The 16,011-nt window shown below is 72.9% G+C and carries 13 protein-coding genes; 4 read left to right on the top strand and 9 right to left on the bottom strand.

The genetic code is table 11. From position 1 onward, the window contains the following. Positions 1-63: 63 nt before the first annotated feature. The 5 genes from G9272_RS13095 to G9272_RS13075 form a co-directional block, all read right to left on the bottom strand. Positions 64-1,536 (bottom strand): phytoene desaturase family protein, encoded by a 1,473-nt coding sequence (locus tag G9272_RS13095; RefSeq protein WP_171396746.1) that lies wholly within the window; start codon positions 1,534-1,536, stop codon positions 64-66. Positions 1,537-1,574: 38 nt separating this feature from the next. Next, positions 1,575-2,192, bottom strand: coding sequence for a DUF4126 domain-containing protein (locus G9272_RS13090; protein WP_171396745.1), 618 nt, complete (start codon positions 2,190-2,192; stop codon positions 1,575-1,577). Between the two features lie 423 nt (positions 2,193-2,615). Beyond that, positions 2,616-3,242: a TetR/AcrR family transcriptional regulator gene (locus G9272_RS13085; RefSeq protein WP_171396744.1), complete on the bottom strand. Its 627-nt coding sequence runs from the start codon at positions 3,240-3,242 to the stop codon at positions 2,616-2,618. A gap of 44 nt (positions 3,243-3,286) precedes the next feature. Next, entirely contained in the window at positions 3,287-5,371 is a 2,085-nt protein-coding gene (locus tag G9272_RS13080) for a YhgE/Pip domain-containing protein (protein WP_171396743.1), read from the bottom strand. Further along, entirely contained in the window at positions 5,343-6,215 is an 873-nt protein-coding gene (locus G9272_RS13075; protein WP_171396742.1) for an ATP-binding cassette domain-containing protein, read from the bottom strand. Before G9272_RS13075 ends, G9272_RS13080 begins: the two co-directional genes overlap by 29 nt. A gap of 175 nt (positions 6,216-6,390) precedes the next feature. On the opposite strand from G9272_RS13075, the gene G9272_RS13070 reads away from it, so the two are divergent. The 3 genes from G9272_RS13070 (at position 6,391) to G9272_RS13060 (ending at position 8,663) form a co-directional block, all read left to right on the top strand. Next, positions 6,391-6,954, top strand: coding sequence for an SAV_6107 family HEPN domain-containing protein (locus G9272_RS13070; protein WP_171396741.1), 564 nt, complete (start codon positions 6,391-6,393; stop codon positions 6,952-6,954). 191 nt (positions 6,955-7,145) lie between these two features. Further along, the gene (locus G9272_RS13065) at positions 7,146-7,973 is read left to right on the top strand and encodes a methyltransferase (RefSeq protein ID WP_171396740.1); all 828 of its coding nucleotides are present in this window, start codon (positions 7,146-7,148) and stop codon (positions 7,971-7,973) included. 276 nt (positions 7,974-8,249) lie between these two features. Next, a complete protein-coding gene (locus tag G9272_RS13060) occupies positions 8,250-8,663 on the top strand; it encodes a DUF3040 domain-containing protein (RefSeq protein ID WP_171396739.1) in 414 nt (137 codons plus the stop codon). 290 nt (positions 8,664-8,953) lie between these two features. Here the strand turns inward: G9272_RS13060 and G9272_RS13055 are convergent, their stop codons facing one another. The 4 genes from G9272_RS13055 to G9272_RS13040 form a co-directional block, all read right to left on the bottom strand. Beyond that, positions 8,954-11,467 (bottom strand): transglutaminase TgpA family protein, encoded by a 2,514-nt coding sequence (locus G9272_RS13055; RefSeq protein ID WP_171396738.1) that lies wholly within the window; start codon positions 11,465-11,467, stop codon positions 8,954-8,956. Continuing rightward, positions 11,464-12,846, bottom strand: coding sequence for a DUF58 domain-containing protein (locus G9272_RS13050; protein ID WP_171396737.1), 1,383 nt, complete (start codon positions 12,844-12,846; stop codon positions 11,464-11,466). Before G9272_RS13050 ends, G9272_RS13055 begins: the two co-directional genes overlap by 4 nt. After that, positions 12,846-13,880 carry an AAA family ATPase gene (locus G9272_RS13045; protein WP_171396736.1) on the bottom strand — a complete coding sequence of 345 codons (1,035 nt, stop codon included), beginning with the start codon at positions 13,878-13,880 and terminating at the stop codon, positions 12,846-12,848. The genes G9272_RS13050 and G9272_RS13045 overlap by 1 nt, the downstream gene beginning before the upstream one ends. A gap of 270 nt (positions 13,881-14,150) precedes the next feature. Next, entirely contained in the window at positions 14,151-14,759 is a 609-nt protein-coding gene (locus G9272_RS13040) for a carbonic anhydrase (RefSeq protein WP_171396735.1), read from the bottom strand. Between the two features lie 261 nt (positions 14,760-15,020). On the opposite strand from G9272_RS13040, the gene rsmH reads away from it, so the two are divergent. After that, positions 15,021-15,977 (top strand): 16S rRNA (cytosine(1402)-N(4))-methyltransferase RsmH, encoded by a 957-nt coding sequence (rsmH, locus tag G9272_RS13035; RefSeq protein ID WP_171396734.1) that lies wholly within the window; start codon positions 15,021-15,023, stop codon positions 15,975-15,977. The last annotated feature ends 34 nt before the right edge of the window (positions 15,978-16,011 follow it).

Below are 16,011 nucleotides of genomic sequence, written 5' to 3'. Positions count from 1 at the left end.
CGGCCGCGTATCCCCGGGGACGCCTCCTGCCGGGGGCGCCTGGAACCTCGGTGGCTCACTCGCTCACTGCGAGCCCCGGAACCGCGGGCCCTCCACGATCAGCCCGGACACCAGCGCGCCCGACATGCCCGCGTGCGGCAGTCCGCCGCCCGGGTGCGACCAGCCGCCGACGGTGAACAGCCCCTGCACGCCGGTGGAGTTGGCGGGATGAAGCAGCCGCCCCCCGGCCGCGGCCAGCGCCGGCGCCGGGATTGCCCCGCCCGCCGCGCCGGTCTCCCGCGCGATGTCGGCGGGGGTGCGCACCTCGCGCCACAGGACACGGTCGCGCAGACCGGGGACGGCTCGCTCGGCGACCGCGACCAGCGCGTCCACATGCTCCTCGTGGATCTCCGCACCCGCGGGGACCACGGCACCGAGCGTGACGGCCTCGTGGTCGCCGTCCGGGACCAGGGCCGGGTCGCCGGGCCGTAGCACCGTGACCGTCGGCCGCGTGGGCACCGACGGCGCCGTACCGAAGAGGCTCTCCAACTCGCCGTCGCGGTCCACCGAGTGCACCACCGTGCGGTGCGCGGTCCCCTCCGGCCGGGCGCCGCGCAGCGCGAGCAGTACGGTCAGTCGGCTCGGCAGGCCCCGCTGGGGGGCGACCTCGCCGTCCGCGCGGGCGGGCAGACCGCGGGCACTGCCGGGAGCGACCACGAAGTCCGCCTCCCGCACCTCGCCTTCGGCGAGTTCCACGCCCACCGCCCGGCCGTCCTTCTCCAGGATCCGGGTGACCTCGGCGCCGAAGACGAACTCCACCCGGCGGGCCAGACACCGCTCGTGGACCGCGCGGGCCAGCTCCCGCATCCCCCCGCGCACATACCAGGTGCCGAAGGCGTGCTCCATGTACGGCAGCACGGCCGCGCTCGCCGGGGTGACCCGCGGGTCCAGGCCGTACGCGAGTGCGTGGCCCTCGAGCAGCGCGGTGAGCCGGGGGTCACGCAGCTCCCAGGCGCCGACCTCGGCGAGGGTGCCCGCCCGACGGGTGCGCAGCAGGCGCTTGTGCGGGACCGCCGGGTAGGGCTCGCGGGCGGCCAGCACCGACCAGTCGTCCCACAGGGGCTCCTCCAGGAGCGGACGACGGGTGCGGTCCCAGGCCTCGCGGGCCCGGACCAGGAAGTCGCCCCAGCGCTGCCCGGCCGGCGCCCCGAGCGCCTCGTCCAGCGCCGTGACGACCCCCGCGCGCGAGGCGTTCGGCAGCGCGACCTCGGTGCCGTCCGCGAAGACGTGCCGTGCGGACGGATCGACCTGGACCAGCTCGACGCGGGCCTCCAGCGGCTCCTTGCCGGTCTTGACGAAGAGGTCGCGGTAGACGGCGGGGAGGGGCAGCAGACCGGGACCGGTGTCGAAACCGAACCCGTCCCGCTCGAAGCGGCGCACCGCTCCGCCGTACGTCTGCGTACGCTCGTACACCGTCACCCGGTGGCCCGCGACGGCCAGCCGGGCGGCCGCCGTCAGCGCGCCCATCCCGGCGCCGATCACCGCAATCCCTGCCATGCCCGCGACTTTATCGGCCGCCACCGACAGTCACGCCGTCAGCCCGGTGGCGGCGGCCACGGGAGCCGGGCGAGCCGACGTTCCTCCCGCCGCTGCGCCCTGCGCCGCAGGAACCGGCGGATCCGCGAGACGAGGAAGAGCAGGACCGTCAGACCGGCCAGCAGCAGGGCCCCCGCGATGGCCGCGGCCGCCCCCGGGTGGAACATCGCGAACGTCACGATCCCGGCGACCCCGAGATCCTCGGCCAGGCTCACGATCACGTTGCTGAACGGCTCCGGCGAGGAGTTCACCGCCATCCGGGTGCCGGCCTTGACGGCGTGGCTGGCCAGCGCCGTCGAACCGCCGAGCAGGCCGGCCGTCACGTCGGAGAGTGAACCGCTCTGCCCGGCGAGCACCGCCCCGACCCAGGCTCCCGCCGCCGGGCGGACGACCGTGTGCACGGTGTCCCACGCGGAGTCCACGTACGGGATCTTGTCGGCGACCGCCTCGCACAGGAACAGGAGGCCGGCGGCGATGAGCACCTCGGGACGCTGGAGCGTCTCGGGGACGTCGTCGCTCAGGCCGGTCGCGCCGAACACGCCGAGCAGCAGCACCACCGCGTAGGCGTTGATGCCGCTGGCCCAGCCGCTGGTGAACACAAGGGGGAGTACGGACACGGACGCGATCGTAACCAGTCGGCCGCGCGGCGTCCTGGGGATGAGTGCGCAGAGCTGAGTACGCGCACCTAGTGGGTGAGTTGAGTACGCGCGCGGATGGGGGCGGACCTGCGCGAACGAGAGAGTGGTGGCACGGAAAGGGGCGCGGCTCCGGCACCGGCGACACGGGGCGCCGGAACGGAGCGGCCCTCGATCCGCTCCTTCCGCCGGCCGGTTCGGCGGGAGTGAGGCGCGGGGGGCACCCCGGGGGAACGACCGAACGGGGGAACAACGGGGGAGGGAACGGGGGAACAGGGGGAACGGGGGAGCACGAGGAAGCGCCGGTTCGAGGCGGCCCACGGGGGACGTGGCCACCGCGGACCGGCGCTTTCGTGTGCCCACGCGCGCGGTGCGGTTCAGCGCCGCACCACACGCGCGTGCGTGCTACCGGTGACCGCTCACCCTCCCCTGGAGCAGCCGGGACAGTGCCGAGTGGACGTCGTCCAGGGACCGCTCCGGCTGGAAGGCCTGCCAGTCCAGCGCGGCCACCAGCACCATGCCCACCAGGGCGGCGGCCGTCAGCGGGACATCGATCTCGTCGCTGAACTCGCCGTTCTCGACGCCCTCGCGCAGCACCCCCTCGACGACGGCCACCGCCTCCTGCCGGACCACCATGAGGGTGGACTGCCAGGCCCGGTTGGTGCGCCACAGCTCGGCCACGTAGAGCTGGGTGAAGGACGGGTAGCGGTCGATGAAGACGAGGCCCGCGCGGACCATCGCGTCCAGGGCGTCGACCTTGCTGCCGCCCTCCCGCGCGGTGCGCTCGGCCGCCTCCCGCAGCGAGGCGGTGAGGAGGCCCACGCCGTGCCTCAGCAGCTCCTCGAAGAGGACGGACTTGCTCGCGAAGTTGTAGTAGACCGTGCCCTTCGCGACTCCGGCCCGTTCGGCGATCTCGTCCACTGTCGTCGCGGAGAAGCCCTGCTCGGCGATGAGCGTGACGGCTGCCTCGTAGAGCTTCTGCCGGGTGGCCTCGCGGCGGGTACGGCCGCCCGGGGTGGTGCTGCTTTCCATGGTCCTGATTGTCACAGGAACCCGGCCTGCCGGACGCCGGATCCTCACAGGCTCAGCTCCGGGTGCAGCCGGTCCAGTGTCCACACCTGGCGGCGGCGCGCCGACAGGGCGGTCAGCGCGAGGGCGCCCACGGTGAAGGCGACGAGCACCACGCACGCGTGCCACACCGGTGTCAGGCCGCCGCCCGTGATGAGCCTCCTGAGCGCGTCGACGACGTGACTCATCGGCAGGTAGGGGTGGATCGCGTTGAAGAAGCCGGGGCTGGTCTGCACCGGATAGGTGCCGCCCGCCGACGTCAACTGCAACATGAGCAGAGCGAGTACGAGGATCCGGCCCGCTGCCCCGAAGCGCGCGTTGAGCCACTGGACGAGGGCCGCGAAGCACGCCGTCACCAGGAACAGGAAGCCCACCGTGCCGGCCGCCCGCGCCATCTCCAGGCCGATCGCCCAGTGCAGCACGGCCATCAGGGCCGTCGTCTGGAGCACTCCGATCGCGACCACCGGCAGCCAGCCCGCCAGCGCGATCCGCCACGCCGGGGCGCCCGCGGCGAGCGCGCGCCGGTTCATCGGCGCGATCAGCATGTACGCCACCATCGCGCCCACCCACAGCGACAGCGGGATGAAGTACGGGGCGAAGCCGGTGCCGTAGTTGGGCGCCTTGTGCAGGTCCTTGGAGGCGAGCTGCACCGGGTCGGCCATGACGGCGGTGCGCGCGTCGCGCTGCTGTGCGTCGTAGTCGGGGATCTGCTCGGCGCCGTCGTGCAGGCCGTCGGCGAGCTTTCCGGAGCCGTCGGAGAGCTTGAAGATGCCGCCGTTGAGGTCCTGGGCGCCCGTCTCGAGCTTGGTGACGCCCTCGTCGAGGTCGACCGAACCCGTCTTGGCCGTGCCGAGGCCGGTGTGCAGCTTCTTGGCGCCCTTGGCGACCTTCGCGGCGCCCGTGTTGAGCGCGTTGACCTTGGTCACCGCGTCGTCGAGGTCCTCGGAGAGGTGCGGGGCGCTGTCGGCGAGCGACTGCGCCTGCTTCTGGAGGGCGGCGAGGTTCGTGCGGAGCGTCTTCAGGTCGCCGTCCTGGTCGGCGATCAGCGTGTTGAGGTCGTCGGCGACCTTCGCCACGTCGGCGGCCGAGTCCTTGGCCTTCTTGAGGTCGGCGCACGCGGGGTCGGGCAGTACCGGCGTCTCGCAGCGCGCCTGGTGGACGGCGGCGAGGGTGTCCGCGTCGGTCTGGGCGTTCTCGGCGGCGGTCGGTGCCTTCTTCACCAGCGTGGCGAGGTTGTCGCGGACCACCTTGGCCGAGTCGGCGACCAGTTGGGCCGTGTCCCCGATGGTCTTCTCGTTGTCCTCGACGAAGGGCCCCAGCGCGTCGGCGACCCCGTTGACCTTGTCGGCGAGCGTCTGGGTGCCGTCCGCGACCTTCTGCGAACCGTCCTCCAGGTCGTCGGCGCCCTTGTCGAGCTTCTTCAGGCCCTTCGCCAGCTTGCCGCTGCCGTCCTTGGCGTCGCTCAGCCCGTCGGCGAGGTCCTTGGAGCCCTTCTCGGCCTTCCCGATGCCGCCGGTGAGGTCGTCGGCCCCGTCGGCGGCCTTCGCGGTCGCTCCGTGGATGTCGGAGAAGGAGACGAAGATCTTGTCCAGGAAGGACCGTGAGGTCTTCGTGGACGCGGCCGTGCGTACCTCACTGAAGACCGTGCGCGAGATCTGCCCGACGATGTAGTTGTTGGCGTCGTTGGTGCGCACCTGGAGGGCGCTCGTCTCGGGGGAGTCGCCCGAGCTGGAGGCGATCCGCCCGCTGAAGTCGGCCGGCATGGTCAGCGACAGGTAGTACCTGCCGTCCTCCACGCCCGCGCGTGCCTCGGCGGCACTCACCTCGTGCCAGTCGAAGACCTCGCTGTCGCGCAGGCCCTTGGTGATGTCGTCCCCGGCGCTGATCCTCTTGCCGTCGGCGGTGGCTCCCTTGTCGTCGTTCACGAGCGCCACGGGGATGCGGTCGAGGCGGCCGTACGGGTCCCAGAAGGACCACAGGTACAGCGCGCCGTACAGCAGGGGCAGCAGCAGGAGGGCGACGAGGGCGGCCCGGGGAAGTTTGCCCCGGCCGAACCGCCGCAGCTCAAGCGCGGCCAGTCTCGGCGATCGCATCCGTCTTCTCCTCTTCCTGCTCGGTCCCGGTCGGCCCGGTGGACTCAGCGGACTTGGCGGGCTCCCGGGCGGATTCGGCGGCGGGCTCGTCAGAGGCTTCGACGGCTTCCTCCCGGTCATCGGCCTCGACGGCGTCCTCCCGGTGGAGCGGGACGGCCTCCGGGCCCGTGGAGACCGTGACCGTGCCCTCGGGGGCCTCGCCGCACACCGCGAGGACTGTCGTCCCCGCCTCGGCGAGGGACCTGAGCAGCGCCCAGACCTCCTCCCGCTCGGCGTCCGTCAGCTTCAGGTCGATGTCGTCGACACCGAGCAGCCCGGGACGTCCGATGAGCGCCAACGCCACGGACAGCCGCAGCGCTTCGAGGCGCTCCAGATCGCGGACGGCGGTCCGTGACCCCTTGGGCAGGGCCTCCCGGTCGAGCCCGGCGGTGGAGAGCGCGGAGTCGATCCGCAGCCCCACCTCGGCCGCCCGCTCCGCGCGCGGCCGCAGCAGCTCCCGTACGGGGCCGCCGAACCGCCGCTCCAGCAGCGCCCGTTCGCGCAGGTGCTCCCCGACGGTCAGGGCCGGGTCGAGGTCGGTCACGCCGGCGACGTGTGCGAGCGCGCTGACGCGCCGCACGGGCGCCAGTTGCTTCGGCAGCCGTGCCCCGCCCACGGTCGCCGTCCCCTCGGTGGCTTTCATCCGCCCGGTGAGGGCGAGCAGCAGGCTGGTCCGCCCGGAGCCGGACGGCCCCTCGACGGCGATCAACGAGCCCGGCTCCGCATCGATGCCGATGCCCCGGAACGCCCATCCGCGAGGGCCTCGGAGCCCGAAGCCGTCGGCGGTGACACCGACTCCGTCCACAGGTCCCCCTGATTGACGACTATTTGAACTGACTGGTCAGTGCAAAAACTAGCCCGAACCTTCGATCGAAGCAAAAGCCCAGGTCAGAACGGATTGTCAGTGCCATACCCCACGATGGGCACATACGGCAACCCGTATCGGGGCGTGCCGTCACACAGACGACAGGAGGTTCGTCATGGCCACCTACCACGCAGCCGCCGCAAACCGGCGCCGCGCCACCGGCCCTGCCCCCTCACTGAACGGCCCGGCGAGCGACGTGCACCCCGTGCTGCGGCGCACCACGGCCCCACCCGCCGCCCTCGACCTGCTCTCCCAGGCCCGCGCCGGGCTGGACGAGGCGGCCGTCCTCGAAACCCCCAACGAGCGCTACGCCACGGCCCATCTGGCGGCCCTGCGCACCGCGGCGGCCGTGCTCGCCGCCCGGGGCCGCCCGGATCCCGCCCCGCGCCGCCGGGCCCGCATCCGGAGCGCCTGGGAAGTGCTCCCCGAGATAGCGCCCGAACTCACCGAGTGGAGCGCTCTGTTCGCCTCCGGGGCCCGGCGCCGCGCCCGGGCCGAGGCGGGCATCCAGGGCGCGGCCACCCGCCGGGACGCCGACGACCTGATACGCGACGTGGCGATGTTCCTCCGCCTCGTCGAACGGATGCTGGTGCTCCAGCCGGTCCTCCCGCAGCCGCGCCAGGAGGGGGACGACCCGGACGGCCCCGGTGCGGGGCGCGACCTGCCGGACGCGGGCTGACGTGCGCCGCCGCCGGGGCGCACCACCGTGACCGGGCAAAGGCGCCGGAGGCAATAGGGTGGAAGACGCCTGAAGTCTTCCCTCCGCCCACCCCGTCCCGCCCGCTCCCGGGCCGGGTCGGATCGGGCCGGGAAGGCAGCCCGTTCGCTCCGCCGCGCAAGAGGCGGTGCCGCGCCGAGGAGTCAACTGCCGTGTCGGACCCGATGCGCCCGCCCGTCTCCCACCACAGCCCGCACCCGACGCCGCTACGCTCCGACCCCCCTCGGCCCCGTGCCGCTCTCCGTACGGCCGTGGTCTGGGAGGTCCTTCAGGAGGCCCTCGAGCGCCGGGTCAAGGCGACCGGACGTGAGTCGCTCGACGTCCTCGACACCGGCGGCGGCAGCGGCAACTTCGCGGTGCCCGTCGCCCTTCTCGGGCACCGGGTCACCGTGGTCGACCCCAGCCCCAACGCGCTGTTCGCCCTGGAGCGCCGCACCGCCGAAGCCGGCGTCGCCGATCGCGTGAAGGGCGTCCAGGGCGACGCCCACGGGCTCTTCGACGTGGTCGAGCGGGGCGGCTACGACGCGGTCCTGTGCCACGGCGTCCTGGAGTACGTGGACGACCCGGCCGAGGGCGTCCGCAACGTGGTGGCCGCGCTGCGCTCCGGAGGCGTCCTCAGCCTGCTCGCCGCCGGCCTCGGCGGAGCCGTGCTCGCACGTGCCCTCGCCGGCCGCTTCAAGGAGGCCCGGCAGGCCCTCACCGGCCCGGACGGCCGCTGGGGCGAGGGCGACCCCGTGCCGCGCCGCTTCACCGCCGAGCAGCTCACCGCACTGATCGAGGGCGCGGGCCTGCGGGTCGGGTCGGTGCACGGCGTGCGCGTCTTCGCCGACCTCGTCCCCGGTGTGCTCGTGGACACCGAGCCCGGCGCCCTGGAAGCCCTGCTCAAGCTCGAGGAGGCCGCCGCCGAACTCGCCGCCTTCCACGCCGTGGCGACCCAGCTTCACGTGTTGGGGGAGGCGCGGGGGGCCGACGGGACCTGAGCGCCTCCTGGGGCGCACCGCTGATCAGGGCCTTGGCGGCGCATGGAGTACGCCACAGGCCCCCCGTTCGGGCGCAGTGCGCCGTATGATCGAGGGAGACCGCCCGGCATGACGGGTCGGCTCCTGGGGAATGGAATCCTCAGCGGGCCGGGACGTCCATGACGGGCTCCGGTTGGCCAATTGGCGTAGAGGGGCGGGTTTCACGGGGGCGATTCCCTGCCTATCCTGAAGGGACCCCCCGGGTCGCCCCGGCGACTGCACGATGAGGAGGACTCCGTGCCGCTCTCGGAGCACGAGCAGCGCATGCTCGAGCAGATGGAGCGAGCGCTGTACGCCGAAGATCCCAAGTTCGCGTCGGCGCTCGAGGGAAGCGGGCTGCGTACGTACACCCGGCGGCGGGTCTACCAGGCGGTCGCAGGCTTCCTCGTGGGTATCGCGCTCCTCATGGCCGGTATGGTCGCCAAGCAGGTCTGGCTGAGCGTGGTGGGCTTCCTCGTCATGCTGGGCTGCGCGGTTCTCGCCGTGACCGGCTGGCGCAAGGCGCCCAAGCCGGGCGAGCAACCCGCGGCAGGAGCCGCGGGCTCCCCAGGCACCCCGCACAGTCGTGGTCAGGGTCGGCAGAAGCGCTCCATGATGGACCGGATCGAACAGCGCTGGCAGCGCCGCCGTGACGAGCAGGGCGGTCACTGACACCGCAGCACCACCCCATGCGAAGAAACGTTGAGGGGCGACCACCCGGCCGGGTGGTCGCCCCTCAACGTTGTGCTGACACAGCCGCGCGCGTCCCCGGCCTTCGGAGGCACCTTCGGAGAGCCCCGACGGGCCCCTACGCGGCCCCGGCTCGGCTCGGCCGTGCCCAGCCCGGGTGGGCCCGGGTGGGCCCGGGTGGGCCCGGGTGGGCCTCGGCACGTGCTCGGTCTCCGCTCAGCCCCGGCTCGGGCCGAGCTCGGCTCCAGCCGGACGCCGGCTCGGCCCTTCGCTCAGCCGCTCTGCTGCTGGCCCTGTTGCCCGGACGGGCGGCGCACGAGAGTCGCCAGACGGGCCGCCCAGGACGCCTTGAGGGCCGTCCAGCGGTCGTTGAGGTCCCAGACCGCGCGGATGGCCGAACGCGGCGCCACGACGGCACGCACGCGCGTGGTCCAGCCGACCCGCTCGCGCAGGGCCCCCCGCACCTTGCGCACGTCGTCCGCCAGGCCGGCCTCGGCCCTCGGCTGCGGAGCGAACAGCACCTGCTCCACGGCGCCCGCGACCCGGTGCACCGAACGACCCACCGTCTCGTCCAGCTCCCCGATCCGGACGATCCGCGCGGCGGCCCGCCGCGGGGTCAGCGCGTCGTCCGGCTCGATGCCGTAGTCCCAGGCCGTGTCGGTGAGCTCGCGCCACACCGCCAGCACATGCCCGACGGTCGCCTCACCGGCCTCCTGCGGCGGCACGTCCAGCAGCACCGCAGGACCGGGATCGCCCGGTTGCCGGCCGTCGTCGCCGTCCTTGCGCCGGCCCGGGGGTGCCCCGGCGGGCGAGGACGCGGAGTGCTGGGCGGACGCCAGCCGCACCGAACGCCGTCTCAGCCGCCACAGCATCGGCAGCAGCGGCAGGGCGAGTGCCGCCGCCCCCAGCAGCGTCCATCCGGCGATCGCGTACCAGGGGGTACCGGCGCCGTCCTGCTCCGTCGGGTCCAGCGGCAGCGCGGCGGCGCAGCCCTCGAGCTTCTTGTCCTGGGCCGAGCAGCTGGTGCTCGCCGAGGGCTCGGTCGAAGGCGCCGCGTCCGCCGAGCGGGAGGCCTGCGGCAGGTCGGGCACGGTCTCGCCCGAACTGTCCGGCAGCGTGTACGTGGGCGTCGTGCCCCGGGTCGGGGTCGGCTCGAAACGGGTCCAGCCGACGCCCTCGAAGTACAGCTCCGGCCAGGCGTGCGCGTCCTTCAGGCCCACCGCGACCGAACCGTCGGCCTGCGGGGAACCCGGCGCGAAGCCCACCGCGACCCGCGCCGGTATGCCCAGCGTGCGGGCCATCGCGGCCATCGCGAACGAGAAGTGGACGCAGAAGCCCTGCTTGTCCTTCAGGAAGCGGGCGATCGCGTTGGGGCCGCTGCCGACCTCGACCTCGGTGTCGTACTCGAAGCCGCCCGTCACCGCGAAGTAGTCCTGGAGCTCGACGGCCTTCTCGTAGTCGCTGGTGGCGCCCTTGGTGATCTCCCGGGCCTGCTGTGCCACCACCGCGGGCAGGGAGTCCGGGACCTTGGTGTAGGTGCTCTTCACGGAGCCGGGCGCCTCGGGCGCCGAGGCCAGCTGCTCCGCCGTCGGCTGCACGTCGAGGCTCGTCACCTGGTACGTCTTGCCGCTGGTCTTCTGGCCGTGGTCGCCGACCAGGGTCATGCCGACCGGCTCGTACCGCCAGTTGCCCTTGATCTGCACGCTGCTGGGCGGGTACGGCATCGGCAGCCAGTCCTGGCCGTAACCGGCGTCGGCCGCGATCCGGGTCGTGACCTCCGTGCGCTTGACGTCCTGGCCCAGACCGGTGGGCGTGGGGAACTCGTCCGGCACGGCGATGATGTGACGCTTCGCCGGCTTCCACGTCGTGCCGTCGAAGTCGTCCAGCGACACGATCCGCAGGTACATGTCCGAGATGTTGCTGGTGGTGGTGCGCAGGGTCAGGACCGTGCGGTCCTCGTCCACGTTCAGGCTGTCGCGCAGCGACACCAGCGGGTTGACCGCGGAGATGGTGCCCCCGCTGCCGTTGCCCGCGCCGACGCCGGTGCCCGCTCCGTCCAGCAGGCCGCCCTGTATCGCCGGCAGCGGCAGCAGCGGCACGACCAGGGCGACGCCGAGCGCGGCCATGCCGATGCGGCGGCCGGTGCGCACCGGGGCCACCGGGCCGGGCTGTCCGCCCGCACCGCGCGGTGCCCCGCCGAAGACCCGGCCCCACTGCGAGAGCCGCTCCCGGCCCTCGGCGAGCAGCAGCATCAGATAGCCGGCCGCGGCGACCAGGAACCACAGCCAGTCGGTCGCCCCGTCGGACAGACCCGCGGCGACCGAGTACAGCGCCAGCAGCGGCAGGCCGGCCGGGGCCGCGTTGCGGTAGGTCACCGCGAGGGTGTCCACCGCCAGACCGATCACCAGCACCCCGCCGATCACCATCAGCCGGATGCCGTCGGACAGCGGGGCCGGTATCGCGTACCGCCCCACGTCGTCGGTGCCCGCCTGGAGCAGGTCGCCGAAGTGGCGGAAGGCCTCCGGGCCGGGGATCAGGCCGGCGAGGGCGTGCTCACGGGCGAAGAGCAGGGTCAGCAGCACCAGCGTGACCAGGGTCTGGGCGGCCACGGTCAGCGGCCGGGCCAGCGGCACCCGCCGGGTCGCCGCGCCCACCCCGGACTGGATCGCCAGCAGGAACGCCGCCTGGAGGAGCCATGTCGCCGGGGTGACGAGGGGCAGCAGGGCGCACGAGGCCATCAGTGTCGCCGCCGCCGAGCACAGCGTCAGTCGAGCCCGCCCGCTCATGACCATCCCTCCCCGCCGCTCGTCCCGCTCCCCGTCATCACGCCCGCCCGCTCGCGGTCCGCCTGGCGCCACAACTCGTTCAGCGAAGCGCCCCGCGGCACGCTCAGGGCCGTCCAGCCCGCCTCGCGCAGCATCCGCAGCCGCTCCTCCTGCCTGTTCATGGGATCGGGCACGCCGTTCGGTTCACGCGCCCAGCTGTCGCCGTCCAGCAGGAAGGCGACCGCGCCTCCGCTGCGCTGGCGCATCTTCGCGGCCACCGCCGCCTGCTCCTCGTCGAGATCGCCGAGGAAGGCCACCAGCAGTCCCTCGTTGCCGCCGCGCAGCACGTCGTAGGCCCGGGACAGGCCGGTGCCGTCGGAGTGGTCGACCACCGCCAGGGTGTCCATCATCAGTCCGGCCGCGTCCGCCGACTCCTGGCTCGCGCCGGCGAACCCGTCGGAGCCCTCACCGGGCACCGAGTTGCCCGTGTCCGTCAGCAGCCGCACCGAGAAGCCCCGCTCCAGCATGTGCACCAGCACGGACGCGGCGCCCGAGACCGCCCATTCGAAGGCGGAGTCCGGGCCCGCGCCCTGATAGGCGAGGCCCCGGGTGTCCAGCAGCACCGTGCAGCGGGAGCGTTGCGGCTGCTCCTCGCGGCGCACCATCAGCTCGCCGTAGCGGGCGGTCAGACGCCAGTGCACCCGGCGCAGGTCGTCGCCGTAGCGGTAGCCGCGCGGGATGACGTCGTCCTCGCCGGCCAGCGCCAGCGCGCGCAGCCGTCCGTCGCCGTATCCCTTGGCCTCGCCGCTCAGGCGGACCGGGGGCAGCGGCTCCACGCGCGGGATCACCGTCAGCGTGTCGTAGGTGGAGAAGGCCCTGGTGAGTTCGCACATGCCGAAGGGGTCGCTCAGGCGCAGCTGGAGCGGGCCCAGCGGGTAGCGGCCGCGCAGGTCGGAGCGGACCCGGTAGGACACCTCGCGGCGGCCACCCGCCTCGACCCGGTCCAGGACGAAGCGGGGGCGCGGGCCGAGCACGTACGGCACCCGGTCCTGGAGCATCAGCAGGCCGGTGGGCAGCCGCGAGACGTTGTCCATCCGCAGGTGGACCCGGGCCTCGCTGCCGGCGGGCACCCGCGCGGGAGAGAGCCGGCGGCTGCCGGCGACCCGGTAGCGGGTGCGGTAGACGACGGCCGCGCAGATCAGCGGCAGCGCGGCCAGCAGCAGCCCGACCCGCAGCAGGTCGGGCTGTCCGAGCACATAGGCGCAGATGGCGGCGGCGATGCCGGCGGCGAGGAAGGAGCGGCCGCGGGTGGTCAGACCGGCCAGGGCCGTGCGTGCGCCGCCCTTCTCGCCCTTCTCCCCGTGGCCCGTGGACGGCTGCCCGGTCCCCCCGGCGGCCATCACAGCCTCCGCGACTGCTGCTGGCCGTACGCCTGTGTGCCGTGGCCCAGTCCGTACCCGTGCTGCTGGGGGCTCGCGGGCACCGAGGTGCGCTGGATGATCTCCTCGACGACCTGCTCCGCCGTGCGGCGGTTCAGCTGCGCCTGCGCGGTGGGCAGCAGACGGTGGGCCAGGACGGCCACGGCGAGGTTCTGCACGTCGTCCGGGAGCGCGTAGTCCCGGCCGCTGAGGGCGGCGGTCGCCTTGGCCGCGCGCACGAGGTGCAGCGTCGCGCGCGGGGAGGCGCCGAGTCTGAGGTCCGGGTGGGTGCGCGTGGCGGAGACCAGGTCGACCGCGTAGCGGCGGACCGACTCGGCGACATGGACACCGCGGACGGCGTCGATCAGCTTCACGATCTCGTGGGCGTGCGCGACCGGCTGGAGGTCGTCCAGCGGGCTGACCCCGCCGTGCACGTCGAGCATCTGGAGCTCGGCCTCCGGGCTCGGGTAGCCGATGGAGACCCGGGCCATGAAACGGTCGCGCTGGGCCTCGGGCAGCGGGTAGGTGCCCTCCATCTCGACCGGGTTCTGGGTGGCCACCACCATGAAGGGACTGGGCAGCTCGTACGTCGTCCCGTCGATGGTGACCTGGCGCTCCTCCAGCGACTCCAGGAGCGCGGACTGCGTCTTGGGCGAGGCGCGGTTGATCTCGTCGCCGATCACGATCTGCGAGAAGATCGCGCCCGGCTTGAACTCGAATTCCCGGCGCTGCTGGTCCCAGATGGACACCCCGGTGATGTCCGAGGGCAGCAGGTCGGGCGTGAACTGGATACGGCGCACCGAGCAGTCGATGGACTTCGCCAGCGCCTTGGCGAGCATCGTCTTGCCGACGCCCGGCACGTCCTCGATCAGCAGGTGCCCCTCGGCGAGGAGCACGGTCAGCGAAAGCCGTACGACCTCGGGCTTGCCCTCGATCACTCCCTCCACCGAACTGCGGACACGCTCCACAGTGGCGGTCAGATCTGTGAGGCTCGCTCGCTCGTCATAGGTCGTCACCCGGCCCTCCTCGGCCCAAACTTTCTCCGGGCCGACGCTCTGTGCGGCAAACCGGCCCACCCCGAATCACGGACGCCGTGCGCGAACTGCTCAGCGTGGCGTCACACCCGCATTCTTGCTGCCGTTACCGATTCGTGTCACTCGCCTGTGGACAACTGTCCGCGATATGTCGGTGTTATGACTATTTGGGCGTCCAGGGTGCGGAAATCAACAGCGAAACGACAGCGAACGATGGCGTCCGTGAACGGTCGCACAGGGCCGCGGGAGCGATTACGCGGGGTCGATCTCGCGCAGCAGGCCCGTCTTCACGTCGAACACGAAGCCGCGCACGTCGTCGGCGTGCACCAGGAACGGTGAGGTGCGCACCCGCTGCATCGACTGCCGTACGTCCTGGTCGACGTCCCGGAAGGCCTCCACCGCCCAGGCCGGACGCTGGCCGACCTCCATCTCCAGCTCGGTGCGGAAGTCCTCGGTGATCGCCTCGAGGCCACAGCCGGTGTGGTGGATGAGGACGACGCTGCGCGTGCCCAGCTTGCGCTGGCTGATGGTGAGCGAGCGGATCACGTCGTCGGTGACCACACCGCCGGCGTTACGGATCGTGTGGCAGTCGCCGAGCTCGAGGCCGAGCGCCGCGTGCAGGTCGAGGCGGGCGTCCATGCAGGCCACGACCGCGACGTGCAGGACAGGGCGGGCGTCCATGCCGGGGTCGGAGAAGGCGGCCGCGTACCGCTCGTTCGCCTCGACGAGGCGGTCGGTGACGGTGTCGTCGGTTATGGCGCCTTCGGGCCGTGCGGGAACCGATGCAGAAGTCGTCATACCGATGACGGTACTGGTCACGTGCGTTCCGGGCCTGCTGTGAGAACGGAAAAAGAGTGTCATCACGTGCTCTTTGTGAGGTAAGCCACAGAGGAGGCGGGGAGGGGGCTCCCGTCGGGCCGCGCCGCGCAGGCCGGTTGATTGACCGCGAGACACCGTGGACTAAAGTGACGCGAAGCGGGAGGCGACGATCTCCCTGCTGGACTGAACCCCGTGAGACCCCGGCCCGGCCGCCGGAGATCTCCCCGCGGCGCCGGCAGGCCTTCCCTTCCTCAGGGGCGGGGACCCGGCGATGCGTACACCCGCCGGATCTGAGAGGGCCCCTTGAGTCACAGTCGACACGTCCCGGTGATGCTCCAGCGGTGCCTGGACCTGTTGGCCCCCGCCCTCCAGCGGCCGGGCTCGGTGGTCGTCGACTGCACGCTCGGCCTCGGCGGCCACAGCGAGGCGCTGCTGACGCAGTTCCCCGAGGCCCGGCTCGTCGCCCTCGACCGCGACAAGGAGGCACTGCGCCTGTCCGGCGAGCGCCTCGCCCCGTTCGGCGACCGCGCCACCCTCGTGCACGCCGTCTACGACGAGCTGCCCGACGTACTGGACCGGCTCGGCATCGCGCGCGTGCAGGGCGTCCTGTTCGACCTCGGCGTCTCCTCCATGCAACTCGACGAGGCCGACCGCGGTTTCGCCTACGCCCAGGACGCCCCGCTCGACATGCGGATGGACCAGACGACCGGCGTCAGCGCCGCCGAGGTCCTCAACACGTACCCGCCCGGTGAACTGGTGCGGATCCTGCGGGCGTACGGCGAGGAGAAGCAGGCCAAGCGGATCGTCTCCGCGGTGGTGCGCGAGCGCGACAAGGAGCCGTTCACCAACAGCGCGCGGCTCGTCGAGCTGATCCGCAACGCCCTTCCCCAGGCGGCCAAGCGCACCGGCGGCAACCCGGCCAAGCGCACCTTCCAGGCGCTGCGCATCGAGGTCAACGGCGAACTCTCCGTCCTGGAGCAGGCGATCCCGGCCGCGGTGGAGACGATCGACGTGGGCGGGCGGATCGCCGTCCTGTCGTACCACTCGCTCGAAGACCGGCTCGTGAAGCAGGTGTTCGCGGCCGGTGCCGCCAACACCGCGCCGCCCGGGCTGCCGGTCGTCCCCGAGCGCTACCAGCCCCGGCTCAAGCTGCTCACCCGCGGTGCCGAACTTCCCTCCGAGGAAGAGGTCGCCGAGAACCGGCGTGCCGCCCCGGCGCGCCTGCGCGGGGCCGAGCGAATCAGGGAGTCCATCGAATGACGGGCGTGAGCCGAGGGTTCGGAATTCCGACCCG

The sequence above is a fragment of the Streptomyces asoensis genome, from assembly GCF_013085465.1.
In the GTDB taxonomy this organism is placed as follows: Bacteria; Actinomycetota; Actinomycetes; order Streptomycetales; family Streptomycetaceae; genus Streptomyces; species Streptomyces cacaoi_A.
The sequence above is the reverse complement of the archived record's forward strand: the minus strand, read 5'-3'. Positions and strand labels throughout refer to the sequence as shown.

Coding starts and splice junctions, on each gene's coding strand:
- G9272_RS13055 (WP_171396738.1), bottom strand. CDS start 11,467: ATGAGCGGGCGGGCTCGACTGACGCTGTGCTCGGCGGCGGCGACACTG.
- G9272_RS13070 (WP_171396741.1), top strand. CDS start 6,391: ATGGCCACCTACCACGCAGCCGCCGCAAACCGGCGCCGCGCCACCGGC.
- G9272_RS13080 (WP_171396743.1), bottom strand. CDS start 5,371: ATGCGATCGCCGAGACTGGCCGCGCTTGAGCTGCGGCGGTTCGGCCGG.
- G9272_RS13050 (WP_171396737.1), bottom strand. CDS start 12,846: ATGGCCGCCGGGGGGACCGGGCAGCCGTCCACGGGCCACGGGGAGAAG.
- G9272_RS13095 (WP_171396746.1), bottom strand. CDS start 1,536: ATGGCAGGGATTGCGGTGATCGGCGCCGGGATGGGCGCGCTGACGGCG.
- G9272_RS13040 (WP_171396735.1), bottom strand. CDS start 14,759: ATGACACTCTTTTTCCGTTCTCACAGCAGGCCCGGAACGCACGTGACC.
- G9272_RS13085 (WP_171396744.1), bottom strand. CDS start 3,242: ATGGAAAGCAGCACCACCCCGGGCGGCCGTACCCGCCGCGAGGCCACC.